24 protein-coding genes and 1 riboswitch are annotated in these 26,330 nt (G+C 66.1%); of the genes, 15 read left to right on the plus strand and 9 right to left on the minus strand.

All coding sequences use genetic code 11. The features are described 5' to 3' along the window. Positions 1-228: 228 nt before the first annotated feature. Positions 229-1,659: a MocR-like pyridoxine biosynthesis transcription factor PdxR gene (pdxR, locus tag RHOSA_RS0102910; RefSeq protein ID WP_027287511.1), complete on the minus strand. Its 1,431-nt coding sequence runs from the start codon at positions 1,657-1,659 to the stop codon at positions 229-231. 113 nt (positions 1,660-1,772) lie between these two features. Between pdxR and RHOSA_RS0102915 the strand changes: the two genes are divergently transcribed. The 4 genes from RHOSA_RS0102915 to RHOSA_RS0102930 all read left to right on the plus strand — a co-directional run bounded on the left by RHOSA_RS0102915 (position 1,773) and on the right by RHOSA_RS0102930 (position 4,546). Next, a complete protein-coding gene (locus RHOSA_RS0102915; protein ID WP_027287512.1) occupies positions 1,773-2,477 on the plus strand; it encodes a glutamine amidotransferase in 705 nt (234 codons plus the stop codon). Then, positions 2,474-3,238: an MOSC domain-containing protein gene (locus tag RHOSA_RS20010; RefSeq protein ID WP_081728405.1), complete on the plus strand. Its 765-nt coding sequence runs from the start codon at positions 2,474-2,476 to the stop codon at positions 3,236-3,238. Before RHOSA_RS0102915 ends, RHOSA_RS20010 begins: the two co-directional genes overlap by 4 nt. Positions 3,239-3,332: 94 nt before the next feature. Continuing rightward, complete coding sequence (locus tag RHOSA_RS0102925; RefSeq protein WP_027287513.1) at positions 3,333-3,770, plus strand: hypothetical protein; 438 nt, start codon at positions 3,333-3,335, stop codon at positions 3,768-3,770. 572 nt (positions 3,771-4,342) lie between these two features. After that, a complete protein-coding gene (locus RHOSA_RS0102930; protein ID WP_027287514.1) occupies positions 4,343-4,546 on the plus strand; it encodes a cold-shock protein in 204 nt (67 codons plus the stop codon). An 83-nt stretch (positions 4,547-4,629) separates the two neighbouring features. Here the strand turns inward: RHOSA_RS0102930 and RHOSA_RS0102935 are convergent, their stop codons facing one another. Beyond that, positions 4,630-5,613: an ABC transporter substrate-binding protein gene (locus tag RHOSA_RS0102935; protein WP_200371991.1), complete on the minus strand. Its 984-nt coding sequence runs from the start codon at positions 5,611-5,613 to the stop codon at positions 4,630-4,632. A 146-nt stretch (positions 5,614-5,759) separates the two neighbouring features. Next, positions 5,760-5,908: riboswitch (TPP riboswitch) on the minus strand. Positions 5,909-6,100: 192 nt separating this feature from the next. Between RHOSA_RS0102935 and RHOSA_RS0102940 the strand changes: the two genes are divergently transcribed. Beyond that, the gene (locus tag RHOSA_RS0102940) at positions 6,101-7,054 is read left to right on the plus strand and encodes an acetyl-CoA carboxylase carboxyltransferase subunit alpha (protein WP_027287516.1); all 954 of its coding nucleotides are present in this window, start codon (positions 6,101-6,103) and stop codon (positions 7,052-7,054) included. A gap of 26 nt (positions 7,055-7,080) precedes the next feature. On the opposite strand, the gene RHOSA_RS0102945 is transcribed toward RHOSA_RS0102940, so the two are convergent. From RHOSA_RS0102945 to secA, 3 genes are all read right to left on the minus strand, one after another. Further along, entirely contained in the window at positions 7,081-7,335 is a 255-nt protein-coding gene (locus tag RHOSA_RS0102945) for an Hpt domain-containing protein (RefSeq protein ID WP_169816585.1), read from the minus strand. A gap of 14 nt (positions 7,336-7,349) precedes the next feature. Next, complete coding sequence (locus RHOSA_RS23935) at positions 7,350-9,287, minus strand: ATP-binding protein (RefSeq protein WP_051431737.1); 1,938 nt, start codon at positions 9,285-9,287, stop codon at positions 7,350-7,352. A gap of 136 nt (positions 9,288-9,423) precedes the next feature. Then, the gene (gene secA, locus RHOSA_RS0102955; protein ID WP_027287518.1) at positions 9,424-12,201 is read right to left on the minus strand and encodes a preprotein translocase subunit SecA; all 2,778 of its coding nucleotides are present in this window, start codon (positions 12,199-12,201) and stop codon (positions 9,424-9,426) included. A 551-nt stretch (positions 12,202-12,752) separates the two neighbouring features. Here secA and RHOSA_RS20020 point away from each other — a divergent pair. The 4 genes from RHOSA_RS20020 to RHOSA_RS20025 all read left to right on the plus strand — a co-directional run bounded on the left by RHOSA_RS20020 (position 12,753) and on the right by RHOSA_RS20025 (position 16,186). After that, entirely contained in the window at positions 12,753-13,676 is a 924-nt protein-coding gene (locus RHOSA_RS20020) for a peptidylprolyl isomerase (RefSeq protein ID WP_051431738.1), read from the plus strand. Positions 13,677-13,879: 203 nt separating this feature from the next. Then, positions 13,880-15,118, plus strand: a complete 1,239-nt coding sequence (argJ, locus tag RHOSA_RS0102965; RefSeq protein ID WP_027287519.1) for a bifunctional glutamate N-acetyltransferase/amino-acid acetyltransferase ArgJ — start codon at positions 13,880-13,882, stop codon at positions 15,116-15,118. Positions 15,119-15,135: 17 nt separating this feature from the next. Continuing rightward, positions 15,136-15,588: a (deoxy)nucleoside triphosphate pyrophosphohydrolase gene (locus RHOSA_RS0102970; RefSeq protein WP_280513697.1), complete on the plus strand. Its 453-nt coding sequence runs from the start codon at positions 15,136-15,138 to the stop codon at positions 15,586-15,588. Between the two features lie 337 nt (positions 15,589-15,925). Beyond that, entirely contained in the window at positions 15,926-16,186 is a 261-nt protein-coding gene (locus RHOSA_RS20025; RefSeq protein WP_051431739.1) for a ribbon-helix-helix domain-containing protein, read from the plus strand. A gap of 67 nt (positions 16,187-16,253) precedes the next feature. On the opposite strand, the gene RHOSA_RS20030 is transcribed toward RHOSA_RS20025, so the two are convergent. Then, entirely contained in the window at positions 16,254-17,204 is a 951-nt protein-coding gene (locus tag RHOSA_RS20030) for a methyltransferase domain-containing protein (RefSeq protein WP_037255605.1), read from the minus strand. A gap of 95 nt (positions 17,205-17,299) precedes the next feature. Here RHOSA_RS20030 and RHOSA_RS0102985 point away from each other — a divergent pair, with 95 nt between their 5' ends. The 3 genes from RHOSA_RS0102985 to RHOSA_RS0102995 all read left to right on the plus strand — a co-directional run bounded on the left by RHOSA_RS0102985 (position 17,300) and on the right by RHOSA_RS0102995 (position 19,361). Beyond that, a complete protein-coding gene (locus RHOSA_RS0102985; RefSeq protein WP_051432407.1) occupies positions 17,300-18,073 on the plus strand; it encodes a ComF family protein in 774 nt (257 codons plus the stop codon). Between the two features lie 127 nt (positions 18,074-18,200). Continuing rightward, positions 18,201-18,467 carry a glutaredoxin 3 gene (gene grxC, locus RHOSA_RS0102990; RefSeq protein WP_027287522.1) on the plus strand — a complete coding sequence of 89 codons (267 nt, stop codon included), beginning with the start codon at positions 18,201-18,203 and terminating at the stop codon, positions 18,465-18,467. A gap of 3 nt (positions 18,468-18,470) precedes the next feature. Continuing rightward, positions 18,471-19,361 (plus strand): carbon-nitrogen hydrolase family protein, encoded by an 891-nt coding sequence (locus RHOSA_RS0102995; protein WP_051431740.1) that lies wholly within the window; start codon positions 18,471-18,473, stop codon positions 19,359-19,361. 39 nt (positions 19,362-19,400) lie between these two features. On the opposite strand, the gene RHOSA_RS0103000 is transcribed toward RHOSA_RS0102995, so the two are convergent. From RHOSA_RS0103000 to ubiG, 3 genes are all read right to left on the minus strand, one after another. Beyond that, positions 19,401-19,916 (minus strand): class I SAM-dependent methyltransferase, encoded by a 516-nt coding sequence (locus tag RHOSA_RS0103000; protein ID WP_027287524.1) that lies wholly within the window; start codon positions 19,914-19,916, stop codon positions 19,401-19,403. 45 nt (positions 19,917-19,961) lie between these two features. Further along, positions 19,962-20,573, minus strand: a complete 612-nt coding sequence (locus tag RHOSA_RS20035; RefSeq protein ID WP_051431741.1) for an invasion associated locus B family protein — start codon at positions 20,571-20,573, stop codon at positions 19,962-19,964. A 158-nt stretch (positions 20,574-20,731) separates the two neighbouring features. Beyond that, positions 20,732-21,535: a bifunctional 2-polyprenyl-6-hydroxyphenol methylase/3-demethylubiquinol 3-O-methyltransferase UbiG gene (ubiG, locus tag RHOSA_RS0103010; protein ID WP_027287525.1), complete on the minus strand. Its 804-nt coding sequence runs from the start codon at positions 21,533-21,535 to the stop codon at positions 20,732-20,734. Between the two features lie 245 nt (positions 21,536-21,780). Here ubiG and RHOSA_RS0103015 point away from each other — a divergent pair, with 245 nt between their 5' ends. From RHOSA_RS0103015 to RHOSA_RS0103025, 3 genes are all read left to right on the plus strand, one after another. Beyond that, entirely contained in the window at positions 21,781-23,001 is a 1,221-nt protein-coding gene (locus RHOSA_RS0103015) for an aspartate kinase (protein WP_027287526.1), read from the plus strand. Between the two features lie 63 nt (positions 23,002-23,064). Then, a complete protein-coding gene (gene ptsP / locus RHOSA_RS0103020) occupies positions 23,065-25,341 on the plus strand; it encodes a phosphoenolpyruvate--protein phosphotransferase (protein ID WP_027287527.1) in 2,277 nt (758 codons plus the stop codon). 347 nt (positions 25,342-25,688) lie between these two features. Continuing rightward, positions 25,689-26,135 (plus strand): PAS domain-containing protein, encoded by a 447-nt coding sequence (locus RHOSA_RS0103025; RefSeq protein ID WP_156092484.1) that lies wholly within the window; start codon positions 25,689-25,691, stop codon positions 26,133-26,135. Positions 26,136-26,330 lie beyond the last annotated feature (195 nt).

Here is a 26,330-nt window from a genome sequence, read left to right on the forward strand (position 1 = left end):
CGGAACGTCCACATGATGGCGGAACAATAGGAAGCTGCCGACTTTTGGTCAAGCGACGCCGCGCCGCGGGTGGGCGAGAGGCGGGTCATATGATCGCTTGGGTCGAAGCAGAAAGAAGGCTTTTCGGAGATCGTCGGAGTATGATCTTCGACGGGCAGATGCGTACGAAGATCATGTAAGGGTGCGCTCCCGGTTGTCGGGCTTCCCGGTCGGTTGATGAGGCAGCCTCTAAGCCTTCGCTTGCGCAAGGAGGCCAATGGCGTGGCGTAGTTCGTTTTCGTTCAGGCTGGCGTAGCCGATTCGCAGCCCTTGCTGCGCCCGGTTTGGCGTGAGCGAAAACCGTCCACCTGGCATGATGGACAGTCCCTTCTGCGCGGCGTTTTCGACCCAAGCGCCGGTGTCCACTTCATCCTTCGCCTGAAACCAAGCGGCAAGGCCGCCTGCTGGCGCTGTGCACGTACCTGCATTGCCCAGTTTGTCCGTGATTGCCGCGATCAGGAGGTCGCGTCGTGCGCGATAGATGCGCCGGGCTTTTCTGGCGTGGCGGCCCAAGGTTCCATCGTCGATCAGTTGGGCGATCGCCTGTTCAAGCGGCTGATTGCCTTGTCGGTCGATCGCTTCCCGGCGCCTTGCCATCTCCTGCAGAAGAGGGGGCGGGGCAACGGCGTAGCCGACCCGCAGGCCCGGTGACAGCAATTTGGACAAGGACCCTATGTAGACGGTCGAGACGTCGACTTCGGCACGGGCTGCAAGAGGCAGGACGGGTCGGCTTTCAAATCGGTATTCGTGGTCGTAATCGTCTTCGATGAGTGTCAGACCGTAACGGGCCGCGAGGTCGAGCAGTTTCAGACGACGTCCGGCACCAAGCGTGACCGTCGTCGGATATTGGTGGTGGGGGGTGACGTAGATCGCTTTCAAACGCGGCTCTGTTTCGGCCACCGCGGCGAGTCGGGTGACGTCGAGGCCGTTCGCATCGACGGGGATTCCCACGATTTTGGCGCCAGCTTCGCGGAAGGCCGACCAGGCGAGTGGGTATCCTGGATCTTCAACGGCGATGACCTGTCCTGGGGAGAGGACCGTTCTGGCCGCTACAAAAAGCGCCATTTGGCTGCCGTTGGTGACGAGGATGTCGTCTTCTGTCGTGGTCAGCCCACGCTCCGCCGTCAGATAGCGTCCGAGCGCCGAGCGGACCGCATGGCTTCCTCTCGGATCGCCATACCCCGGTGCCAGGGAGAGAGGCGTCGAGAGCGCGCGGCGAAAGGCACGGGACAGCTCGAGTCCGGGAAGTAGCCGCGGATCGGGCGTGCCGTCGGAGAATTGAAGGCGTGGCTCACGTGCAACGGGGGTGTCGGCTACCGGTTGGGAGATCTGGGGGGATCGTTGCGGATCCGCCTTTGGAGGGGAATCGGGCAGATCACGCGCGACGAACGTTCCCCGGGACGGGACGGACGCCAGCCATCCCTGCATGATGAGTTCCTGATAGGCGGCGTCGACCGTGTTGCGGTTGATCTGCAGCGTTTCCGCAAGGCCCCGGGTGCCCGGCAGGCGGTCACCGGGTTTCAGCCGTCCCCGTTCGATCTCCAGGAGAATGGACTCGGCGAGAGTCAGAAATACGGGCTTGCCCTTAGTTTCGGGCAATTCAAGCGTGATGCGCGCCATACCGGCCCACCCAATTTTTCAAAACCGGACCTTTTGAAGGAGCCGGCTGTCTTATACCGGATGTGGCGGAGGTGCGGCGACCCTTGGCCGCGGCTGGTGTGGAGGTTGCGACGATGGATAAGGCCGTCATGGCCATCCGCCATGTCCATTTCGAGGATCTTGGAACTTTCGAGCCTGTCCTGTGCGACGCGGGCTATCGGATCGACTACTGCGACGTCGGGCGGTGCGATTTGAGCGCGCTCGATCCGCTTGAGCCGGATCTGCTTGTCGTGCTCGGGGGGCCGGTGGGCGTCCGCGACACACAAGCCTATCCCTTCCTGGCTGTTGAACAGGAGATGTTGAAGGCGCGGCTGGCCGCCAACCGTTCGACCTTCGGCGTTTGCCTTGGGGCGCAACAGATTGCCGCCACGTTGGGGGCGGAGGTGGCGGCAATGCCCGTCAAGGAGATCGGTTTCAGCCCTCTGACCGTCTCTGATGCCGGCCTGCGAACCCCGTTGCGCCATCTCGAAGACGTCGCGGTTCTCCACTGGCATGGTGATGCGTGCGTGCTGTCCGAACGCGTGCCGGCTCTCGCCTCGACGCCTATGTGCAGCTCCCAGGCGTTTGCGTTGGGGGCCAATGTCATGGGCGTTCAGTTCCATCCGGAGGCGCGGGTGGAGGACCGCCTCGAGCATTGGTTGATCGGCCATGCCGCCGAGTTGGCAGCCAACGGGGTCGATCCGGCCGTGCTCCGGCAGCAGGCCGCGCGCCATGGGAAGGCTCTGCGGTGTGCGGGGCAGGCAATGTTTTCGGAGTGGCTCGCGGAGTTGCAGCTATGACGGCAACGCTTGATCATCTTTTGATTGGCGCTGTTGCGCCGATTGGTTCTCGGGGCGTGCCAAGCGGCATCGACAAGCGATCGGTCGACGCGCGCATTTGGCTTGGCCGGGAAGGGTGCGAGGGCGATGCCCAGGGGGACCGCAAGCGCCATGGCGGGCCCGAGAAAGCGGTTCACCAGTATCCGGTTGATCATTATGGGCTTTGGCAGGCCGATCTCGGGTCACTGGAATGCCTGTCTCGACCGGGGGCGTTCGGCGAGAACCTGTCGGTTGCCGGGCTGAGCGAAAGCGATGTCGCGGTTGGGGATGTCTATCGCCTGGGCCAAGCCCTGATCGAGGTGTCGCAGGGACGTCAGCCGTGTTGGAAACTCAACGTGCGGTTCGGGGTCCCCGACATGGCGCTGCGTGTCCAGCGGTCGGGGCGGACAGGTTGGTACTACCGCGTGCTGGAAGCGGGGTATGTGCAGGCCGGCGACAGTCTGCAACTCGTCGACCGTCGCGCGCCGGAATGGACGCTGCACCGTCTTTGGCGCGCCTTCTATGTCGACAAGCTGAATGGAGACGAACTGGCCGGGATTGCGGCGCTTGGAAGACTGAGCGAGAGCTGGCGACACCTTGCCGAACGCCGTTTGGTGAACCGCAGCGTCGAGGATTGGTCCACGCGACTTTACGGCCCCGACCAAGATCGGGCCGGAGAGTCTGCTGATCGGACGCCTAGGGAAAATCAGGTCACCGGGCGCGCAGGCTCCGAGGACCGGTAAGCCGCGGCCGCATCTGGGGCTGTGTAAGTGGGGCAAGCCATTCAAGAAGAAGCACCCCTGTCCTGCTTGCCAGCACGCTTGAAAGGGGAGCGTTATGCGACCGAAAATTTGGGGATTTGTCGCCGCTGCTACATTTGTTTCGTGTTGGCTGTTGTCCACTTCGGCGGCGGATGCAGACAGTGAAGCTCTCTTGAAGCTGTCGGAAGAGCAACTCAATCGAGAGGTTTGGGGCGGTGACGCATGTGCTGAGTGGGTGTTGCAGGCGGACGCTATCCACGGCGAGGTTCAGACCGCAAAGGCAGGGACACGCGACGATCAGCAGATTCGGGCGGAACTCCGCGAGGTCAGCCTTCAAGGGGAGGCGCCGAGCAGCGCAGGGTACAAGATGACGGAATTTCTGATCGACAACGCCGTGAAGGGCATGACCCGAGCGGAGTTGCGCGCGGGGGTCTTAGGCATTTGCCGCCGGTACGCGCCAGGGAGTGTCCGGTTCGACGGCGTGTGGCAGCCCAATCCGGCTCAACGGGAATAGATGGTGCGGAAGTGGCCTCGCGCGTCCAGGCGCTCGGGGCGATGACAGTCTGATGACATATTAGGCAGAGAGCGGACTCGCGCCCGGTTCTTTGCATCACAAGATTCATCCCCAGGGTTGTCCCCCGATTTTGTGAGTCCTTCCGGGGAAGAACGGCTTGGCCGCTTGGGGCGGTTCTATCCTGGTCCAACCTAGAAAGGTTGTTTTAAAACAGGTAGTTAACCGGCGCTTGCGAGGTGTGCGTTGCTACAGGTCGTTTTTGGTGTGGAATTCCCGCGGAGCTGAACCGACGCGCGAGGCGGGAAATGGTCCACAAGCGTGCGGACGCGCACAACTCCTGGGGTATCCCCTTGGTGCAGGCGGTCTTAACGAAATTATCGCTGGCCTGACGCCCAAGACAAGCGTATCACCGGACTCGTCCGCCTGACGTGTCGTAGCGTGCCTGCCGGTCGGTTCCGTACCGTCCGTCCGGAGTTCCGGAGACCATGAGGGCCGACGTCGTGCAATCGATTGTCCCGCACTGGCTGCCGGCCAGGGACATCGACCCTAGAGATGAGAGATTGGAAAGCATCATGGCGACCGGAACTGTTAAGTTCTTCAACACCACCAAGGGCTACGGCTTCATCCAGCCGGATGATGGTGGCAAGGACGTGTTCGTGCACATCACTGCCGTTCAGGCGGCCGGCATGGACGGCCTGCGCGAAGGCCAGAAGGTTTCCTTCGAGATGGTGACCGAGCGCGGCAAAACCGCTGCCGGCAACCTCAAGGAGGTGTAAGCGCGCGGCTTTCCAGCCAAACGCAATCACTGAAAGCGCCCGCCGGTTCCGGCGGGCGCTTTTTCTTTGGGGTGACGCGTGGTTTACGGCGTTGCCGAGGCGTTGAGCGGCGGTAGCTCGACGGCGTACTGCGTGACCGGCGGCACCTCGTCGATCGTGTCGTGCTGCGCCAGGAACGTGGCGAACTGCTGGTAGCGGGCGGTGTCGAGAGCGGCCGGTCGGAGGGCGAAGCGTGGGATGGTGTCCGGAAAGGCCCGTTCGTTGAGCGCGTTCTGCACGTCCGGGCGGTCTTCGCGGAAGATATCCCAGCTCTTTTCGGGGTGGTTGATCAGGTACTGCGTCCCCCGCTCGATGGCGTTCAGGAAGCGGCGGAGCCGGGCGTCGTCCACCCGGTCGCGATGGGCGATGAAGATCAGTTCGTCATAGGCCGGCACGCCGTGCGCCTCGGGGTAGAAGACGCGGGCTTCGGCGCCCTCCAAAGCCAGTTGGTTGACTTCGAAGTTCCGGAAGCCGCCGACGATCGCGTCGACCCGGCCGCTCAGAAGCGACTGCGACAACGCGAAGTTGACGTTGACCATCTCGACCGAATTCGGGTCGATGCCCGCTTCTGTCAGCATCACCTGCAGCATGGTCTCCTCGAAACCGCCGACCGAGTAGCCGACCGTTTTGCCTTCCAGGTCGGCAAGGCTGTCGATCTGGCTGTCTTGCAGCGTGATCACGGTGTTGAGCGGCGTCGCCACCAGCGTGCCGACGCGCACCAGCGGCAGGCCCTGGTCGATCTGCATGTGCAGGTTGGGCTGGTAGGAGACGGCGAGATCCGCCTTGCCGGTGGCGACCAGTTTGGGCGGATTGCTCGGGTCCGCCGGCTCCTGCAGGGTCACCTCGAGTCCGGCATCGGCGAAGAAGCCGCGCTCCTGGGCGATCACGATCGGGGCGTGATCGGGGTTCAGGAACCAGTCGAGCACGAGGGTCAGTTCCTCGCGCTCCGCTGCACGCGCCGGCAGGGCCAGCAGGGTCAGCGCAAGCACCGCTGTAAGACAGCGGATCGTCGATTGCATCAATGGCATGGCACGGACCTCCGTTCGGGCGCGCCGCCGGAGCCTTGCCGGACGGCGCGGAAGTGGACGGAAGATCCGGGATGAGACGCATGGCGCAACGCCGACCGGGGAGACAGGCGGGGTGTCAGACACGCCAAAACCCGCATACACGCCAGCCCCGGTCCGCATTCCGTTCCCTAACGCCGGCATGACCCGGATCAGGTTCGAACGGTCACCGCCGTAACGAGGGTCGCCAGAATCGCTGGCGGCGCCCGCCCGGCCGGTTTCTCAGCCCCTTGTCACCGGGGCTCCCGTCGGAACGCTTCGTGACGCGCACGTTGGCCCGGTTGGGGCAGGCGGTCAAGCATCCCGCGCGAATTGCGGAGGCGGTGCGCAAACAGGACGTTCGGACTGGTTGTCGCCGCGCGACGCGCCCGCTAGGTTGCGCGCCATCCCGCCCGCGTCGGCGCGGCGCGGTACGGTCCCCGCTTCACGTGTCAACCACGGCGTCTGCGACATGCACTTCCTGGATTTCGAAAAACCGATCGCGGAACTCGAGGGTAAGATCGAGGAACTGCGTCACCTGACCGACGATTCCGAGGTCAACATCCAGGAGGAGGTGCAGAAGCTGCAGGCCAAGGCCGAGCGGTTGCTGCGCCAGACCTACGCCCGTCTGACGCCCTGGCAGAAGACGCAGGTCGCCCGGCATCCCGAACGTCCGCACTTCGGCGATTACATCAGCCGGCTGGTCGACGATTTCCAGCCCTTGGCCGGTGATCGCGTATATGGCGAGGATTCGGCGATCCAGGGTGGTCTGGCGCGGTTCCGCGGCTATTCCAGCGTCTGGATCGGCCAGGAGAAGGGCCACGATACCGCCACCCGCGTGCGTCACAACTTCGGTATGGCCCGGCCCGAGGGCTATCGCAAGGCGCAGCGGCTGATGCGGTTGGCCGAACGCTTCCAGGTGCCGGTCTTCACCCTGGTCGACACGCCGGGCGCCTATCCCGGCGTCGGCGCGGAGGAGCGCGGCCAGGCGGAGGCGATCGCTCGGTCGATCGAGACCTGCCTGGACGTCAAGGTCCCGCTGATCTCGGTGATCATTGGCGAGGGCGGTTCCGGCGGCGCGATCGCGCTGGCCAGTGCCAACAGCGTCTACATGCTGGAGCACTCGGTCTATTCGGTGATCTCGCCCGAGGGGTGCGCGTCGATCCTGTGGCGCAGCGGCGAGCACACCAAGGATGCCGCCGAGCAGCTGAAGCTGACCGCGCAGGACCTGCACAAGCTGCAGGTGATCGACCAGGTGATCGAGGAACCGCTGGGCGGCGCGCACCGCGACAAGGTGGCGACGATCGATTCCGTCGGCGATGTGCTGGAAGGTGAACTGCACCGCTTGCGCGGTTTCACCGGTGGCGCGTTGCAGCGCAAGCGCCGCGACAAGTACCTGGAGATGGGCCAGGTCGGCCTAAGTTAACGTCGTCGGTTGGTGCCTTTGCTGCATCAACTGGCCATGGAGGCCGGCGCCGCCTGCGCGTCATCCGGCACGTAGGCGTCGATCTCGGCGAATGCGGTGGCGGCTTCGGTGTTGAGCGCGTCGATCAAGGGCCCGTGCTGGTCGCTATTCGGGGTGTTGCGCAACTGTTCGGCAACGCTCGCAAGCCGGTCGAACCCGTAGTTCGCCGCCGCGCCACGCAAGGCGTGGGCTTGCTGTCGGATCGACTCTTTGCGCACCGTTTCATCGGCGATTTCGTCCACCGCGTTCAAGGCGTTCAGACAGGCTTGGGTGCCCTCAGGCCAGGCCCGCAACAGATCGCGAACCGCGACGCGCCGAGCGTGGTCTCCAGATCGGTACGGAAGCGGGCGTTCCAGACGGGCAGTTGCGGACCAGGGTCAACCGGTTCGGATGTTGGGGGCGCCGCCGCTGTGTTCGGGGCGCGGACGGGGCTCAGCGCCTGTGCGAGGGAAACCAGCCGTGACCAATCGACCGGCTTGGTCAGGAAACCGTCCAGGCCGCTGCTTTCGTACCCGGCCTGATTCTCCGGCGTGGCGTCGGCGGTTAGGGCGACGATCGGGGTGCGAGCCGGGGCGCCCGGCAAGGCCCGGATCGCACGCACCGCGCTCATGCCGTCCATCACGGGCATGTGCATGTCCATCAGCACCAGGGCGAATGTCTGCTCGCCGGCGGCCTGTACCGCGTCGACCGCGGCCTGACCGTCGGCCACGGGCGTCACCTCCGCGCCCAGCGCGTGCAGCATGCCGGTCAGGATCGTCCGGTTGGCATCGACATCCTCCGCCAGCAGGATGCAGCGGCCCGCCAACGGCTGCTCGGTGACCAGTTCCTTGAGTGTGCCGTCTCCCGGCTGCGCCGGGACGTTCTCTGGGTCCGCGGCGACCAGGGGCAGGCTGACAGCGAAGCAGGAGCCGACTCCATATGTGCTAGCCAGTGTGATGCCGCCACCCATCGCACGGGCCAGTTTGCGGCTGATTGCCAATCCCAGTCCGGAGCCGCCGAATCGGCGCGCGGTCCCGGCCTCCGCCTGCTCGAACACGTCGAAGACCGCCTCCTGGCGGTCGGCCGGGATGCCGGGTCCGGTGTCGCGCACCTGGACGATGAGGTTCGGGCCATCCGCTGTGTCTGGGCCCAGGTCGACCGAAATCTCGATGAACCCGCGTTCGGTGAACTTGACTGCGTTGCCCATCAGGTTGTGCACGATCTGGCGCAGGCGCTTGGGGTCCGCCATCACCGCGGCCGGAACGTCCGGATCCCGGCGGCAGGTCACCTCCACGTTCGATTGCGCGCGGCCTGTGAACAGGGAAACCGTATCGCCTAAAAGCGCGTCGAGATCGACCGGCTGGGGGTCGAGTGTGATCCGTCCCGATTCCACCCGGGAAAGGTCGAGCAGGTCGTTCAGCAGCTCGATCATGTTGTTCGCCGCACGGCGCGTCACGGTCACCAGACTGCGTTGGCCTTCCGGGATATTTTGGCTCGACAGCAGCTCCAGCGAGCCTGTGATCGCCGCCATGGGGGTGCGCAGTTCGTGGCTGATCTGGGCCAGGAAGTTTGATTTTGCGGCATTCGCCTGCTCCGCGGCCTGGCGGGCGGCGACGAGTTGCGTTTCGATGTTGCGCCGCTGATCCTCGACCAGCAGCAGGAAGCCCAGGCCCACGCAACCGATCGTGTGGGTCAGCATCAGTTCCAGGCCGATCGACTGGAAAAGCATGATCCCTCGGTCCAAGCCCAAAACCAACAGGCCCAGGAAGATCGGCACCATCGAGAGTACACCGGCGGCCCCCAGCGCCAGCATCTGCCAATGCTGCATACGTTGGCGCACATGCCAGAGCCCGATCGATAGAATCGTCGTGCCGATCAGGCTCAGGAGCGCCGGCTCAACGCCGGTACCACCGATCAGGATGCGCACAGGCGCGATCACCGACGCGGCTATAATCGCGGCCCAGGGACCGCCGAAAGCGCCCGCCAGGATCAACGGCACGCTGCGGACATCGATGATGATCCCAGGCGCCAAGGGGATTGCGATCATCATCGCAAGCGCGCCGGCCCCGCCGAACACCAGCCCGATTAGGATTCCCCTGACGAAGGGGGGCGTCCGGGCGATGGGCCGGCTGCCCATCGAATAAGCCAGCGCCACCACGGCCATCAGACCAAGGTTCTGGAACAGGGCGAGGTGATGGGGCAGCAGGTTGGTCATGCGCGGGCCGAATCCCGGAGGCCAGAGAGACTACGGGCCGGCGATCCGGACACTGCGTTTGCCGCCCGGTCGGACAGCCTCCGTCAGGCTTAACGCGCAAACATTACTTTCGAGTAAAACCGGGTTGCGGAGCGTCCTACTGCATCTTGCCGTGACAATGCTTGTACTTCTGTCCGCTGCCGCACGGGCAAGGCTGGTTGCGGCCAACCTTGCCCCAGGTGCTGGGATCGTTGGGGTCGACCTGGGCGCCGCTGGCGTGCCGTACGGTCTGCGGTGCCGCCCCGCCGCTTGCGGGAGCGGCCGGTTGGGCGCCGCCGCTGACCCCGGCCAGGGCCATCTCCGGTTCGCTGGCGTCGGCCGCGGCTTCGGCCATTGCGGCATCGCCGCGGCTTTCAGTCATAGCCGGCTGCTCGTGCTGGATCGTCGCCTGTTCCGGGTCCTGGGCGCGCAGCTCGACGTGGGACAGCAGGAAGGTGACTTCCTCGCGCACCGCCGCGAGCATGGTCTGGAACATCTCGAAGGCTTCCTGCTTGTACTCGTGCAGCGGATTGCGCTGCGCGAACGCGCGCAGGCCGATGCCGTGGCGCAGGTGGTCGAGGTTGAGCAGGTGCTCCTTCCACTTCTTGTCGACCACGTGCAGGACGATCTGCTTCTCGACATGGCGCATCAACTCGGGGCCGTAGTTGGCCGCCTTCTCGGCCATGTGCTCGTCCGACTTGCGCACGATCCGGTCCTGGATCTCCTGATCTGCGATCCCCTCCTCGTGCGCCCAGTCCTGGATCGGCAGATCGAGCGCGAGCACGCGCCGGCATTCCTCGCCGAGCGTTCCCAGTTCCCACTGCTCGGGATAAGCCTTCTCGGGCACATACTTGCCGACCAGGTCCTCGATCGTCTGGTGGCGCATCTCGGTGACGGTTTCCGAGACGTCCTCCGTCTGCATCAGCTCGCGACGCTGCTCGTAGATGACCTTGCGCTGGTCGTTCATCACGTCGTCGAACTTGAGCAGGTTCTTACGGATCTCGAAGTTCCGCCCCTCGACCTTCGACTGCGCCTTCTCCAGGGCCTTGTTCACCCACCTGTGGGTGATCGCTTCGCCCTCTTCCAGCCCGAGCTTGCCCAGCATGCTGTCCATGCGCTCGGAGCCGAAGATGCGCATCAGGTCGTCTTCCAGCGACAGGAAGAACTGCGAGGCGCCGGGATCGCCCTGCCGGCCGGAGCGGCCGCGGAGCTGGTTGTCGATCCGCCGGCTTTCGTGCCGTTCGGTGCCGAGCACGAACAACCCGCCGGCCTGACGTACAACCTCCGCGTTGTCGGCGCAGTCCTTGCGGATTTCTTCGGCCTTTTTGGCCGCTTCGGCCTCGCTCAGGCCCTGGGTCTCCTGCTCGACCCGCATTTCCGGATTGCCGCCCAGCTGGATATCGGTGCCGCGGCCGGCCATGTTGGTGGCGATCGTGACGGCGCCGGGCGCGCCCGCCTGGCCGATGATGTAGGCTTCCTGCTCGTGGTAGCGCGCGTTCAGCACCTTGTGCGGAATGTTCGCCTTCTTGAGCAGATCGGAGACCTGCTCCGACTTGTCGATCGACACGGTGCCGACTAGGACGGGCTGCTGGCGCTCGTGGCAATCGCGGATACGCTCGACGATCGCGTCGTACTTTTCCTTGGCCGTGCGGTAGACGACGTCGTCGAGGTCCTTGCGCACCATCGGCTTGTTGGTCGGAACCTCGGCGCACTCCAGGCCGTAGATTTCGGCGAACTCGCCGGCTTCTGTCATCGCCGTGCCGGTCATGCCGGACAGTTTGGGATAGAGACGGAAGTAGTTCTGGAAGGTGATCGAGGCGAGCGTCTGGTTCTCGTTCTGGATCGCCACGCCTTCCTTGGCTTCCAGCGCCTGGTGCAGCCCCTCGGAGAAGCGCCGGCCTTCCATCATGCGGCCGGTGAACTCGTCGATGATGACGACCTTGCCGTCCTTGACGATGTAGTCGCGGTCACGCTGGAACAGCTTGTGTGCACGCAAAGCCTGGTTGACGTGGTGCAGCAGGCCGACGTTGTCGATGTCGAACAGCGATCCCTCGCCCATCAGGTCGCGCTGGCGGGCGAGCTCCTCGACCTTCGACACGCCGTCTTCGGTCAGGTTGACCGCGCGCGCCTTCTCGTCGGTCTCGTAGTCGTCCGCGCCCAGATGCGGGATCAGCTCGTTCGCGGAGATGTAGAGCGAGGAGGTGTTCTCCGTCGGGCCGGAGATGATCAGCGGCGTGCGCGCCTCGTCGATCAGGATCGAGTCGACCTCGTCAACGATGGCGAAGAAGAAGTCCCGCTGGACCATCTCTTCCAGCTGGAACTTCATGTTGTCGCGCAGGTAGTCAAAGCCGAATTCGTTATTGGTGCCGTAGGTGACGTCGCACGCATAGGCGTTGCGCCGCTCGGCATCCGGCAAGCCGTTCTTGATGCAATCGACGCTCAGGCCGAGGAAGCGGTAGATCGAGCCCATCCACTCGGCGTCGCGCTCGGCCAGGTAGTCGTTGACAGTGACCACGTGGGCCCCGTGGCCGGCCAGCGCGTTCAGGTAGACCGCCAGGGTGGAGACCAGCGTCTTGCCTTCGCCGGTCTTCATCTCCGAGATCATGCCCTTGTGCAGGACGATGCCGCCCAGGAGCTGCACGTCGAAGTGGCGCTGGCCCAGCGTGCGCTTGGCGGCCTCGCGGACGGTGGCGAACGCCTCGACCAGCAGGTCGTCCAGCGTCTCGCCCTTGCTCAGGCGCTCCTTGAACCAGTCGGTGCGCGCACGCAGGTCTGTGTCGGACAGCTTCTCAAGTTCGGGCTCGAGTTTATTGATCTGCTCGACCTGCTTGCGCAGCCCTTTGAGGAAGCGATCGTTCGCCGTGCCGAACAGCTTAGAGGCGAGCGCGCCGATCATGCGTGAGTCCTTGAAAGAGATGGCTTCAAATAGGGCCGCTCACGGCCCATTCGCCGGGGTCGCGCGGCGTCGCCTGACACTTAGGGAAGGCGCCATACAGTGTCAACGCTGCCCAGGGTCGCGGCTCCGGTGCCAAGCGCCTGTCGTGCGCAGCGGATTTGGCCTTTGTCGCCGGGCCGAACCTGTTGGCTGGGAACGCGGGTTGTGCCGGTGTGGGCGGGCGTGCATCAATGCCCACGGTGCCGCCGCATCCCGCGCTGCCAGGGCAGCCGCGGGTGGGTGCGGGTGGTCTAACGTCCCATCTTGCGTCCCATCCATGTGGCGGGCCGGTGCCGATGGGGATGGTCGTGCAGGCCGCCTGGGCGTCCGCGCGTCGGCGCGTACGAAAAATGAAGATTTCTTAACGGTGCGCACGCCGGTGCCTGGATCGGCTAGGCTCTTGCGCGAGCGCTTGCCCGCGCCGGCGTTGCCAGCCCCGAAGCCGGTTGAAAGACCGGCGTCCGACAGAGCAGACACTTGGAGACACGGTTAAAAGGAGGACCGATCCTGTGATGAGCCCGCTGCGCACCCGCCTGACCGCGCTTGCGTGCGCCGCCGCCCTGGCCCTGCCGGGCATGGCCGCGGCGCAGGATTCCGACAACGACAGTGCCGCCGGCGATGGCCAGGACGCCAACCCCGTCGTCGCGATCGTGAACGGCGAGGAGATTCATTACGACCAGGTCGTGGAGTCCGCCAAGCAGCTGCCGCCGCAGTACCAGCAGCAGTTCGCCCGGATCTTCCCCGCGCTGCTCGACCGGATGGTCGACATGGAGCTGTTGGGTGCGGCCGCGCTCGATAGCGACGTCGAGCAGACGGAGGCGTTCCAGGAGCGCATGGCCGACGTGCGCGAGCAGGTCGCCCGCGAGGTTTGGCTGAATCAGAAGATCGACGCGTACATCACCGAGGAGCGCCTGCAGGCGGCCTACGAGGAGTACAAGCAGAACAACCCGCCGCAGCAGCAGATCAAGGCCAGCCACATCCTGGTCGAAGACAAGGCGCTTGCGGAGAAGCTGATCAAGCAGTTGGACGAGGGCGCGGACTTCGCCGAGCTGGCGGCCGAGCACTCCACCGGGCCGTCCGGCAAGCAAGGCGGCGACCTGGGCTTCTTCGGCAAGGGCGAGATGGTCGAGCCGTTCTCCGAGGCGGCCTTCGCGTTGGATAGCGGCGAGGTCGTCGACGCGCCGGTCAAGACGCAGTTCGGCTGGCACGTCATCAAGGTGACGGACAAGCGCACCAAGGACCCCAAGAGCTTCGAGGAGATGCAGGACCAGCTACGCCAGCAGGTTCGCCAGCAGGCGGTGCAGTCGCTGCTTTCCGATTTGCGCGAGGATGCGGAGGTCGAGACCTTCCCCGAGCGCCGGAAGCAGGTTGAGGACAAGCCCGAGCTTGGTGGCGGCGCCCAGGGCGGCGGCGCGGTCATGCCGGGCGCGCAGTAAGCGCCCACCGTCTCTGTCCTGGCCGTGTCGCCTCTGCGTGATACGGCCAGGACGCTGGCTCGTCCGTTGGCCTCTCTGCGAGACGGCCCTTCGGATCTCAGGGTAAGATCGTTGGTTTTGAATCCGTAGCTTAGTTTCATGGTCGGGCGCGGCCGGCAGGCTGTGCCTCGGTTCCCTTTCTCCGGACGTCAGACACAAAAGCCATGCCTCCCATTTCCCCGCTCGCGCCTGATGCGTTTCCCGATTTGCCGGCGGTCGCCGGCGTGCGTGCCGCTGCCAAGGCCTGCGGCGTGCGCTATGCCACCGGCCGGTTGGACGTCACGTTGATCGAGCTGGCGCCGCATTCCAGCGTCGCCGGCGTGTTTACCCGCTCGTTGACGGCGAGCGCGCCGGTGGAATGGTGCCGGGAGGCCCTGGCGATGACCGGCGGGCGCGGCCGGGCGATCCTGGTCAACGCCGGCAATGCCAATGCCTTCACCGGCAAGCGCGGCCAGGAAACGGCGAGCGCGGAAGTGCGGGCGACCGCCAAGGCCCTGGGGTGCGGTAACCATGACGTGCTGCTCGCCTCCACCGGCGTGATCGGCGAACCGATGCCGGCCGAGCGGATCACCCGGCACCTGGAGGGTCTGGCAGACGAGCTGGCCGCCGGCGGTTGGGAGGCGGCAGCCCAGGCGATCATGACCACCGACACCTTTCCCAAGGGCGCGTGGGCCACGGCGGAGATCGACGGCACCACCGTCACGCTCGCCGGGATCGCCAAGGGGTCCGGCATGATCCAGCCGGACATGGCGACCATGCTCGCGTTCGCCTTCACCGACGCCGATATCGCGCCGGAGGCGCTGCAGACCCTGCTGCGGGAGGTCAATGAGCAGACCTTCAACTGCATCACCGTCGATGGCGATACCTCGACCAGCGACACGTTGCTCCTGGCCGCGACCGGCAAGGCCGGCAACGCCGCGATCATCGAGGCCGACGATCCGCGTCTGGCGGACTTCCGCCGGGCGCTCACCGAGGTGATGACCGACCTGGCCCAGCAGGTCGTGCGCGACGGCGAGGGAGCACAGAAGTTCGTCACGATCCGCGTACGCGGCGCGGCGAGCGATCCGGCGGCCAAGCGGATCGGTCTGGCGATCGGCAACTCGCCGCTGGTCAAGACCGCGATTGCGGGCGAGGACGCGAACTGGGGCCGGATCGTCATGGCGGTGGGCAAGGCTGGCGAGCGTGCTGACCGCGACCGCCTGTCGATCGCCATCGGCGGCATCGAGATCGCCCGCAACGGGGAAGCGGTGGCGGCCTACGACGAGACGCCGGTTGCCCAGCACATGCAGGGACGGGAGATCGAGATCGATGTCGACGTCGGGGTAGGTGGGGGGCAGGCCACGGTCTGGACCTGCGACCTGACCCACGGCTACATCGATATCAACGCGGACTACCGCAGCTAGGTCCAAGGACGGATACCGTGAGCGATAGCTTGAGTGGCTGCTGGCAGGCGGACACGCGATCGTCTGCGCCGGAGCGGATCGTGCTGGTGGCGGCGGCCGCGCTGATCGACCATGACGGCCGCGTCCTGATCGCCAAGCGGCCGGAAGGCAAGGCGATGGCGGGGCTGTGGGAATTTCCCGGCGGCAAGGTGAAGGACGGTGAAACGCCGGAGGCTGCGCTGATCCGCGAATTGTCGGAGGAACTCGGGATCGATACGCGGGTCAGCTGCCTGGCTCCGATCGCCTTCGCCTCGCACAGCTACGATGATTTCCACCTGTTGATGCCGCTCTACGTTTGTCGGGTTTGGCAGGGCACCCCGCAGGCGCTGGAGCATGCGGAGTTGAAGTGGGTCGCGCCGGTTCGGCTGCGCGACTACCCGATGCCCGAAGCGGATATCCCCCTGACCGCCCTGCTCCGCGACTTGTTGTAGCCGGCCGCGGGTATGAATTTTTTGATATTAACACGAATTTTACGTTTGTTTCATCGAGGCGCTTTTATACCCTAAAGGTGTACAACCATTCTCATGGTTGTGCTGCGACTTACGGTTGTCTTAAATCGGCTCACGCAATCGTATGTCTGGTGTCGGGGTGTAAGGGGGATTTAGCGAAGGTGGATGCCAAAGGGGCGATGTGGCCGGCGGGGCGGCGGGGCCCTTCAAGGTCGCAGCGAGAGGGAATGGGTCCGGCGTGGAGTGGCGGCCAGCCGGCCATTATTGTGCAGAGCAAAACGGATGATGGCGCGCAATGGGCGTTTCGGAGTCCAGTGCTATGAGTACGCTGGTCTCGCGCAATGTGACGCTGGAAGGCCGGCGGACCAGCTTGCGCCTGGAGCGCGCGATGTGGGACGCGCTCGAGGAAATCTGTCTGCGTGAGCATCAGTCGATGCACGACCTGTGTGCGCACGTCGATCGGATCCGGGCGGAGCGGACGCTGACGGCCGGCATTCGTGTGTTCATCCTGGAATACTACCGCCGCGCGGCCACCGAGGACGGGCATATCGGTGCCGGCCACGGCACGCTACCCGGCTGACCGGCCCGCGCCGTGGCGAGGGGCACGGGGTCCGGGTAAACCGCCCGGGACCCGCATGCCGGTCGGGCTAGCGTGGGCGCGCCTTGATTCCCGTTTCGACCTCTTCGGTGTCCAGGGCCTGTGCCAGACTGTTGTGCGCCTGCCCTGGGCGCAGGGGCAGCGGCTGGCTGGCTTCCGGCCGCCAGGCCGTCAGGTAGACCACCTCGAAGGTTGCGGGGATCGTGCCGTCGCCGTTGCCGAACTGCTCCTCGTACAGCTGTGCGGCGTGGACCAGTGTTTCCCGCCGCGTCCAGGACTTGCGCCGCTCGCGCACGGCGTTGCTTTCCCCCATGCCGCGCAGATCGTCCATCAGCTTCAGCGCGTCGGGATAGGTGACGGTGAGCGTGTCCACGTCGGTCACCGGGAGGGCGAAGCCGGCGCGCTGCAACAGCTCGGCCCCGTCTTGGTTCTGGGCGAACGGGCTGACCCGCGGGCCGGCACCGCCCTCGACCTCCTCCTCCGCCTGCATCAGGCACTGGCGCAGTTCGTACAGGGTCGCCCCGCCGAACATGGCTGCCAGGAACAGCCCATCGGGTTTGAGTGCGTGGTTGATCTGCAGCAGCGCCCCCGGCAGGTCGTTGGTCCAGTGCAGCGTCAGGTTCGAGAGCACCAGATCGAAGCTTTTCTCGGCGAACGGCAGAACCTCTTCGTCGGCGACCACGCGCGGACGCTGCAGTCCGGGGACCGGTCCCTCGGCCGCGTCACGCTCGGCGGCCGCCATGGCCATCGCGCCCGACAGCTCGCTTTCCACCAGCGTCTCGATTCCGCCGCGCCCCTGCAGGGTGCGCGCCAGCGTGCCGTCGCGCGCCCCCAGGTCGAGGGCGCACGGAAAGGCGCGGCGGACGTCGTCCAGACGGTCGGCCAGGCGGTCTGCCACCTCGCGTGTTATAAAGTCGTAGTGGGCGAAGCTGCGCGCCGCCCGATCACGGTGGCGGCGCACGTTCGTACGGTCGAATACGCTAAGCGACTGATCGGTCATGGCCGGCAATATGGGGACGTGATAGCGCCGGGGCAAAGGGCGACTCGCGCCGCGTGTTTCGACCCGGCCGGTCGTAGTGGCGGGTGGGGTTGGCGGTGACCGGGCCACGGGCGGCATCCGCCTGGTTCGTCGCGGCCGGGCGGTCGGTGCTGGACGCGCTGCTGCCGCCGCGCTGTCTGGCCTGCGGCGGTCCTGTCGGCGCGGCCGGAACGCTGTGTCCCGCCTGCTGGGAGGCGGTCACTTTCCTCGGCCCACCGATGTGCCGTTGCTGCGGCTTCCCGTTCGAACTGGCGCCGGAGGTCGATGCGGGGGAAAGCCTGTGCGCCGCCTGCCATGCGTCGCCGCCGCCCTATGCCCATGCACGGGCGGTGATGGCGTATGACGACGGGAGCCGCGGGCTGGTCCTGGGGTTTAAGCATGCCGACCGGAGTGAAGCCGCGCCCGCTTTCGCGCAGTGGATGGCGCGCGCCGGCCACGAGTTGCTGACGGAGGCGCAGGTGATCGTCCCGGTGCCGCTGCACCGTTGGCGCCTGTTTGCGCGGCGCTACAATCAATCGGCCCTGCTCGCTAACCAACTGGGGCGGCTATCGGGCGTGCCGGTGGTGCCGGACCTGCTCCGACGCCGGCGCAATACGCCCAGCCAAGGGCATCTGTCGCCGGCTGGACGCAGCCGGAACGTTGCCGGGGCCTTCGCGGTTCACCGCCGCTACGCGGAACGGGTGCGCGGGCGGAGTGTGTTGCTGGTCGACGACGTCCTGACCACCGGGGCGACTGTGGCGGCTTGCACCCGCGTGCTGAAGCGCGCCGGGGCGCGGCAGGTCGACGTGCTGACGCTGGCGCGCGTGGTTCGGCCGACCGCTCCGGACTAGTCTTGCCCGCCCCCATGATTTTTCGAGCTGCGGGCGCTAGAGTCTGGCGCCACACGAAACGAAGATGCGATGCCCGACGACGAACCGATACGCATCTGTAACGATTTTACGAACAAGCGAGGACGGGATGGCGAACGTCACGATGTACACCAAGATGCTCTGCCCCTTCTGCAGTCGGGCGAAGAAGCTGTTGAACGAGAAGGGTGTGGAACAACTGAACGAGATCGACATCACCATGAGTTCCAAGCGCCGCTCGGAGATGATGGAACGCGCCGGCGGCGCCCACACCGTGCCGCAGATCTTCATCGGCGACACCCACGTCGGCGGCTGTGACGAGCTCTACGAGATGGAGCGCCAGGGCAAGCTGGACGGCCTGCTGGCGGGCCAGACCTGAGCCATGGCAGAGGGGCACGCGATCGACCCGTCCGGCGGTGGCGGTCAGGCGTTCCGCGCGGGGCTGGTGCAGATGACCAGCGGCCCGGCGTTCGACGCCAACCTGGCGACGGCGGATCGGCTCGTCCGCCAAGCGGTCGCGGCTGGGGCGTCGTTCGTCGCCACGCCGGAAAACACGCCGATCCTGCAGCCCGACCACGCCAAGCTGCGGGAGGTCGTGCCCGGCGAGGGCGATCATCCGGCGGTGCGGGCCTTCGCCGATCTGGCGCGCGAACTGGGGGTGTGGCTGCTGCTCGGGTCGACGGCCGTGCGGGTGGCGGACGACGGCGCGGACGGTCGGCTGGCCAACCGCTCGATCCTGTTCGACGACCAGGGCCGGATTGCCGCCCGCTATGACAAGATTCACATGTTCGACGTTGCCGTGCCGGACGGGCAAACCTACCGCGAATCCAAGGCCTTCCGGCCTGGCGGGCAGGCGGTCGTGGCCGACACGCCTTGGGCGCGGCTCGGGCTTACGGTGTGTTACGACGTGCGCTTCCCAGCGCTCTATCGTGCGCTGGCGCACGCCGGCGCTAGTGTGCTGACGGTTCCGGCGGCGTTCACGCAGGTCACCGGCCGGGCCCACTGGCATACGCTGCTGCGTGCCCGCGCGATTGAAACCGGTTGCTACGTGCTCGCCCCCGCCCAGGTTGGCGAGCATGCGGGCGGCCGGCGTACCTACGGCCATACACTCGCCGTCGCGCCTTGGGGTGAGGTGGTCGCCGACGCTGGCGACGAGGCCCCCGGCGTGGTCACCGTCGACATTGACCCCGCGTCCGTGCAGCAGGCTCGCAGTTGGGTCCCCGCGCTGCAGCACGACCGGGAGTTCGAGGTGGTGGTGCTGGGACCGCGATAACGAGGCTGCCGCGCCGCTGGCCGCCTTACAGGAGGCTGTTCAGTCTGTCGGCCGCACGGCGCACATCCGCTGCACGCGCGTTGGCTCGGGGCGATGAAGCGTGCGGTCTTCGTAGGCGACGACGGTGAGCGTGTCGCGCACTGCGTCCAGCAGTTCGCCGGGTTTCAACAGGAAGTCGGGATTGGTCGGCCGGCCCAGGCGTTCCTGGCCCTGGGCGAAGGTCTCATACAGCAGCACGCCGCCTGGCCGGACGGCGGTGATCAGCGCGGGCAGCAGCGGGCGATAGAGATAGTTGGTGACGACCACGCCCGCGAAGCCGCGTTCGGCCAGCGGGAAGGGGCGGCCGTCTTCCAGATCCGCCTCGATCGTCTCCACGCCGTCCTGACCGGCCAGGTCAGCGATCCCGGACAGGTCGCGGTCGACCAGCGTGATCGGATGGCCGCGGGCACGAAAAAGCCGCCCATGACGCCCCCGGCCGCAGGCAAGGTCGAGCACCGGTCCCGCCGGCACGTGACCGGCGAAGCGGCTGACCCAATCCGACGGCAGGGACGGCACGGGCGGCCTGCGCGAGTCTGACTCGGCGAAACGACGTTGACGACGTTACGACGACAACGCGTTGTAGGCGTCGGTGAAGCCAAGCAGGCTGGCCGGGACGGTGCGTGTGTTGCCGCGTTGACCGGTCAGGGTGACCTGCAAGCGCCGGCCCTGCTTCATCGCGCTCAACATGCCGTCGGAAATTTGCATGCGGGCGACGCAGCCGCGCTGAACGCAGGAGACGTAGGCCGCTTGGCCCAGCTGGTTGCCGTCGACCGCGACGGTCAGGGGCGCCTGCAGGTTGACGCCGAGCGGCACGATGAAGTTGACGATCGGCCCCTGCTGCGGCGTGCGGGCGACGATGACCTGCATGATCTCCTGCTGGTTCTCGCTGTTACGCACGCCCTGGCCCATTCGGCACGGCCCGGTCTGGCCGTTCTGTTGGCGGCACTGGACGACCCAGTCGTCGTAGCTCGTGCTTTCGATGTTGGGCTGCTGACCCTGTTGGCCCTGGGTTTGCCCTTGGTTCTGCTGGGTTTGCAGACCGCCGCCCTGCTGCTGGTCCAGCTGGGTTTCCAGTCCGCCATCCTGGGCGCTGGCGGTCGGGATGCCCATCGGCGTGGCGAGGGCGATGGCAAGCGCCGCCGCACAGCTTGCGAGCGTCTTGGTCAGCGACATGGTGTCCCTTCTCGGCTGTCTCTTCGCGGTTAGGTGTGTTGGTCCGTCGTGCCGACGCGGCCGGCTGATGAGCAGTCGCGGGCGTACGCGGCTTCGCGCCGTCGCCACACACTTTGTGTTGGCAGGCGCGGGAATCCAAGGGGCACGGGGCTGCCGCGTCAACCGCCGGCCGGTTTTTCGGCCAGGATCATGTAGTTGACATCGCTATCCCGGGCCGTGTGCCAGCCTGTCAGCGGATCGAACGCGACGCCAGCCACCTCGGCCATCCGCAGGCCGCCGGCGCGCAGACCGCGGGCGGCTTCCGACGGTTTGACGAACCGCCGCCAATCGTGGGTGCCGCGCGGCAGCCAGCCCAGCAGGTATTCCGCGCCGACCTTGGCCAACAGGAAGGACTTCGCCGTGCGGTTGACGCTGGAGACGACGGCCAGTCCGCCAGGGCGTACCAACCGGCCGCAGGTCGCCAGGAAGGTGTCGACATCGGGCACATGCTCGATCACTTCCATGATCGTCACCGCGTCGAACTGCTGGCCGGTTTCGGCCAGGGCTTCCACCGTGCCGATCCGGTAGTCGATCGCCAGGCCCTGCATTTCCGCGTGCGCCTTGCCGGTCTTGACCGCTTCGGCCGATGCGTCGATGCCGGTGACCCGCGCGCCCAGGCGGGCCAGCGGCTCCGCCAGAAGCCCGGCGCCGCAGCCGACGTCCAGGATAGAGATGCCTGCCAATGGCTGCAGCGATTCGCCCGGGGCTTGTGTCTGGGTCAACCGGGTGGCCAGTCGGTCGCGAATGTAGCCGACCCGCACAGGGTTGAGGGCGTGCAGCGGTTTCATATCGCCCTCGGGGTCCCACCAGCTTTCCGCCATGCGGGCGAACTTGCCGATTTCTTGAGGGTCGACGCTGACGCCTTCGACGCGCGCTGGCGGCGGTGTGGCGGGGTCGGCGGCCGCGGTAGGCGGCTGGTCCATGGACGCTTGGCTCCTTAGCGACGCGGGGAGAGATTTCGCGCAATGTGCGCGGACTGCGGCGCGATTTCTTGCGCTGCGAAGCGCGTGTAGAGTATGGGTGGCCGCTGTGCGAGGGGCAACCTCGGCGCGGCACCTGGCCGCTGCCATGCTCCTTGACCGCCCCGCCTTGAGCCATGGCGGCGCGCCTTTCGGCCGTCCGCCATCGCCCCACCGCCTCTAGATTCACCCCACGGCCAGGAGCGCCCATGGCCCGCATCGTGATGAAGTTCGGCGGCACCTCCGTCGCCAATGTCGAGCGCATCAAGAAGGTCGCCGAGCGGGTCAAGGCGGAGGTCGACGCGGGCAACGAGGTCGGTCTGGTCGTCTCCGCCATGTCCGGGGTCACCAACGAGCTGGTCGGCTACGTCCGCGACACCTCGAAGCTGTACGATGCCCGGGAGTACGATACGGTCGTCTCCGCGGGCGAGCAGATCACCTGCGGCTTGGCGGCGATCGCGCTGCAGGAAATCGGCGTTTCCGCGCGCTCCTGGCTGGGCTGGCAGGTGCCGATCCTGACCGACGATGCCCACGGCAGCGCGCGCATCCAACGCATCGAGGGCGAGGAGATCGTCCGCCGCATGGGCGAGGGTCAGGTGGCGGTCTTCGCCGGCTTCCAGGGCGTGGACGAGACCAACCGGATCGCGACCCTGGGGCGCGGCGGCTCCGACACGTCGGCCGTGGCGATCGCCGCTGCGCTGGGCGCGGAGCGCTGCGACATCTATACCGACGTCGACGGGATCTACACCACCGATCCGCGCATCGTGACCAAGGCGCGGAAGCTGGATAGGATCACCTACGAGGAGATGCTGGAACTGGCCAGCCAGGGCGCGAAGGTGCTGCAGACCCGCGCCGTGGAAATGGCGATGAAGCACCATGTGCGCGTGCAGGTGCTCTCCAGCTTCGAAGACAAGCCGGGCTCTCTCATCGTGGACGAGGACGAGATCGTGGAACAGGAAGTCGTCAGCGGGATCGCCTACAGCCGGGACGAATCCAAGATCACCCTGACCCGCGTTCCCGACGAGCCGGGCTCGGCGGCGCAGGTGTTCGGTTCGCTCGCCAAGCAGCACATCAACGTCGACATGATTGTCCAGAACGTGTCGCCCGAGGGCGGCTACACCGACCTCACCTTCACGGTGGGCAAGGACGATTATGATCGGACCATCAAGCTGCTGCAGGATAAGGATTCCGGGTTCGCCTACGACGAGCTGGTGCCCGACACCAACGTGGTGAAGATTTCGGTGATCGGCGTGGGCATGCGTTCGCACGCCGGTGTCGCCAGCACCATGTTCGAGACGCTGTCGGAAAAGGGCATTAATATCCAAGTGATCTCGACATCCGAGATCAAGGTGTCCGTCTTGATCGCCGAGGAATACACCGAGCTCGCGTTGCGCGCGCTGCACACGGCCTATGGTCTGGACACCGAGTAACCGCGAAGGCCTGGTGCAATGATCGGCTTTCCCTGCCACCCCGTTCCCACAGGCTAGTCTGGGATGACGCAACAGGTCCTCGGCTGGGCCGGCTCCCGTCGGCTGCTGCGGGTCCTGCGCGACATCATGAAGGGCGGCGGCACGGCCCAGGAGCGCCTGGACCAAGTCGTCCGCTTGATCGCGCAGGACATGGTGGCCGAGGTGTGTTCGGTCTACGTCATGCGCGCGGGCGAGGTGTTGGAGCTATTCGGCACCGAAGGCCTGAAGCCGGAAGCGGTGCATACCACCCGCCTGCGCAACGGCGAGGGCCTGGTCGGCAACATCGCCTTGCACGCCCGGCCGTTACGCCTGGCCGACGCGCAGAACCATCCCGACTTCGCCTATCGCCCGGAAACCGGCGAGGACCCGTTCCAGTCCCTGATGGGCGTGCCCATCCTACGGGATGGCCGCGTGCTCGGCGTACTGGTGATCCAGAACGTCACCCAGCGCAACTACGCCGAAGAAGAACTGGAGACCCTCGAGACGGTCGCCATGGTGCTGGCCGAGCTGGTCGCCTCCGGCGAGCTGGTGTCGACCGAGGAATCGCACTCGGACACCGCCGCGCTGCTGCCGGTGCGGTTGCCTGCGATCGTGCTCAACGAAGGGCTCGGGCTGGGGCGTGTGGTGCTGCACGAGCGTGGCATCGTGATCCGCCAGACGGTCGCCGAGGACCCAGAGGCCGAGCACATCCGTCTGCGCGCGGCCGTGGCGGAGATGCACAGCGCGCTCGACGAGCTGATGCGCCAGGCGAGCTTTGCCTCGACAGGCGGCGAGCACGAGGAGGTGCTCGCCAGCTACCGCATGTTTGCCGAGGACCGCGGCTGGCTGAACCGAATCCGGGAGGCCGTCAACGGCGGCCTGACCGCCGAGGCCGCGGTGCAGAAGGTGCAGAACGACACCCGCGCCCGCATGGCGGAGGTCCGCGATCCCTATATCCGTGAACGGCTGAGCGACCTGGACGACCTTGCCAACCGGTTGCTGCATCACCTGACCGGCGGCAATGACAGCGGCCCGCTGGGTGACCAGCTGCCGGACGATATCGTGCTGCTCGCGCGCACACTGGGCCCGGCGGAGCTGCTGGATTACGACCGCGAGCGGCTGCGGGCGGTGGTGCTGGAGGAGGGCTCGCCGACCGCGCACGTGGCGGTTGTCGCGCGGGCGCTGGACATTCCGGTGCTGGGCCGTTGCCGGGGGGCGCTTGCGGAGGCCCGGGCGGGCGACGAGGCGCTGGTCGACGGCGATACCGGGCAGCTCCTGCTGCGTCCGGCGGAAAGCGTACGCGACACCTTCGCGGAGAGTATGGCTGCGCGCGCCCGGCGCAGCGCGCTCTACGCCGAGACGCGTGATCTGCCGCCGGTGACCCGGGACGGCACGCGGATCAACCTGTTCATGAACGCCGGCTTGCTGGTCGACCTGCCGCAACTCGCGGAATCGGGGGCCGATGGTATCGGCCTGTACCGCACCGAGGTCCCCTTCATGGTCCGCCGGGAGTTCCCGGACGTTGCCGCGCAGACCCGTCTGTATGGCCGGGTGCTGGAGCAGACCGGGGATAAGCCGGTGGTGTTCCGCACCCTTGATGTCGGCGGCGACAAGGCGCTGCCCTACTGGCGCGGCAACGACGAGGAAAATCCCGCCATGGGGTGGCGGGCGCTCCGCATCGGCTTGGATCGGCCCGTCATCCTGCGCCAGCAGCTGCGCGCGTTGATTCGCGCGGCCGCTGGCCGGGAGTTGCGCGTCATGTTCCCGATGGTGACCGCGGTCGCCGAGTTGGAGCGGGCGCGCGACCTGGTCGAGTTGGAGCGGGCGCGCGCCCAGAGCCTCGGCGAGGATTTGCCGAGCACGATCCGGGTCGGTGCGATGATGGAGGTGCCGGCCCTGCTCTGGCAGCTGCCACAGTTGTTGGCGGTGACGGACTTCATCGCGGTCGGCAGCAACGACCTGTTCCAGTACGTGTTTGCCAGCGATCGCGGCAACCCGAGGCTGGCGCGGCGATACGATCCGCTGTCGCCGCCGGGCTTGCGTTTGCTGTTGTCCCTGGCGGACGAAGCGCGCAAGGCTGGCGTCGACGTCTCTGTGTGCGGCGAAATGGCGGGGCAACCGCTGGACGCGTTGGCATTGATCGGCTGTGGGCTGCGCAACCTGTCGATGGCGCCGCGGGCGGTGCCGGCGGTGCGCGCGACCGTGCGCAGTGTCGATCTGCCGCCGCTTGCCCGGCTGATGCGGGAGTTGGCGGAGGCGCGCGATCACAGTGTGCGCGAGCGTCTGCGTGGTTACGCCCGCGACCGGGGGATTGCGATCTAACGCTCTTGCACGCACCGCTGTCGCGACCGACAACTAACTCTCGGCAGCAACCTCCCCGAAGGGGCACACCCCGTCGCTACGAGTGTAGGGAGCACAAGGGACTCGCGTTGAGCCGCTTAGAGGATTAGCTTTTGTGATGGTGGATCGAATGGATGAGCGTCGCGGTTCGGTCGTGCGTCCTGAGCTATGGTTACTTCTTTTTGTCGGTGTTAACGATTTTGCAGATAATCAGGCTTCATCGTGACAGTTGTGCATACTGTCTTGTGCATCTTGCGCGTAATCCGTATGTGCCTTGGAGGGCCGCCAAACGGCGGTGATATGCCGTGATACGTGCCGAGGTCCAGTCTGTGCGGACGATCCCCGATTTGAAGATGGATGGCCTCGCGTTTTTCGAGCGCTGGTGGCAGCGCGCACGGGGGCGCCGCCGTCTTCCACCGGTTTCCGCGATCGATCCGAGCAGCTTTCCCAAGGCCTTGCCGACGATCTTTCTGCTGGATGGCGAGACGGTGGAGACGCTCCGGGTTCGGCTTGCCGGAACCTTTTACCGAGAGCTGTACGACCGCGAGGTCACGGGCGAATATCTTGCCAGCCTGATTCCGTTCGCCGAGCGCCCCGATATCTACGATGAGTTCGATGCCTGTCTCCGCAAAGGCCGGCCAGCGTATCACGATGGGACGGTGACTTGGCGTGGTCACGGCGCCAAACTCGCCTATCGGCGGATTCTGCTGCCTTTCGGCGAGTCTGGGAAAGTCCGTCGGATCATGGGCTTCGCCGAATTCAAGATGGATACCTGAGCGGCCGCGCCCAACGTCCCTAGCCTGAAATTTCTCTCGCTAAAACAGGCCAATAGCGACCTGCCGGCGCGGTCGTCGGTGTGTTGTGGCGAAGCCGTCGACAGCAATCCGAGCGGTGAGATCATGCAATTTAATGCACCCGCGTGGGTGTCTGATTCAGAACTGTAAGCGGCGACACGTATTATACTATCAAAA

The organism is Rhodovibrio salinarum DSM 9154, assembly GCF_000515255.1.
GTDB lineage: Bacteria > Pseudomonadota > Alphaproteobacteria > Kiloniellales > Rhodovibrionaceae > Rhodovibrio > Rhodovibrio salinarum.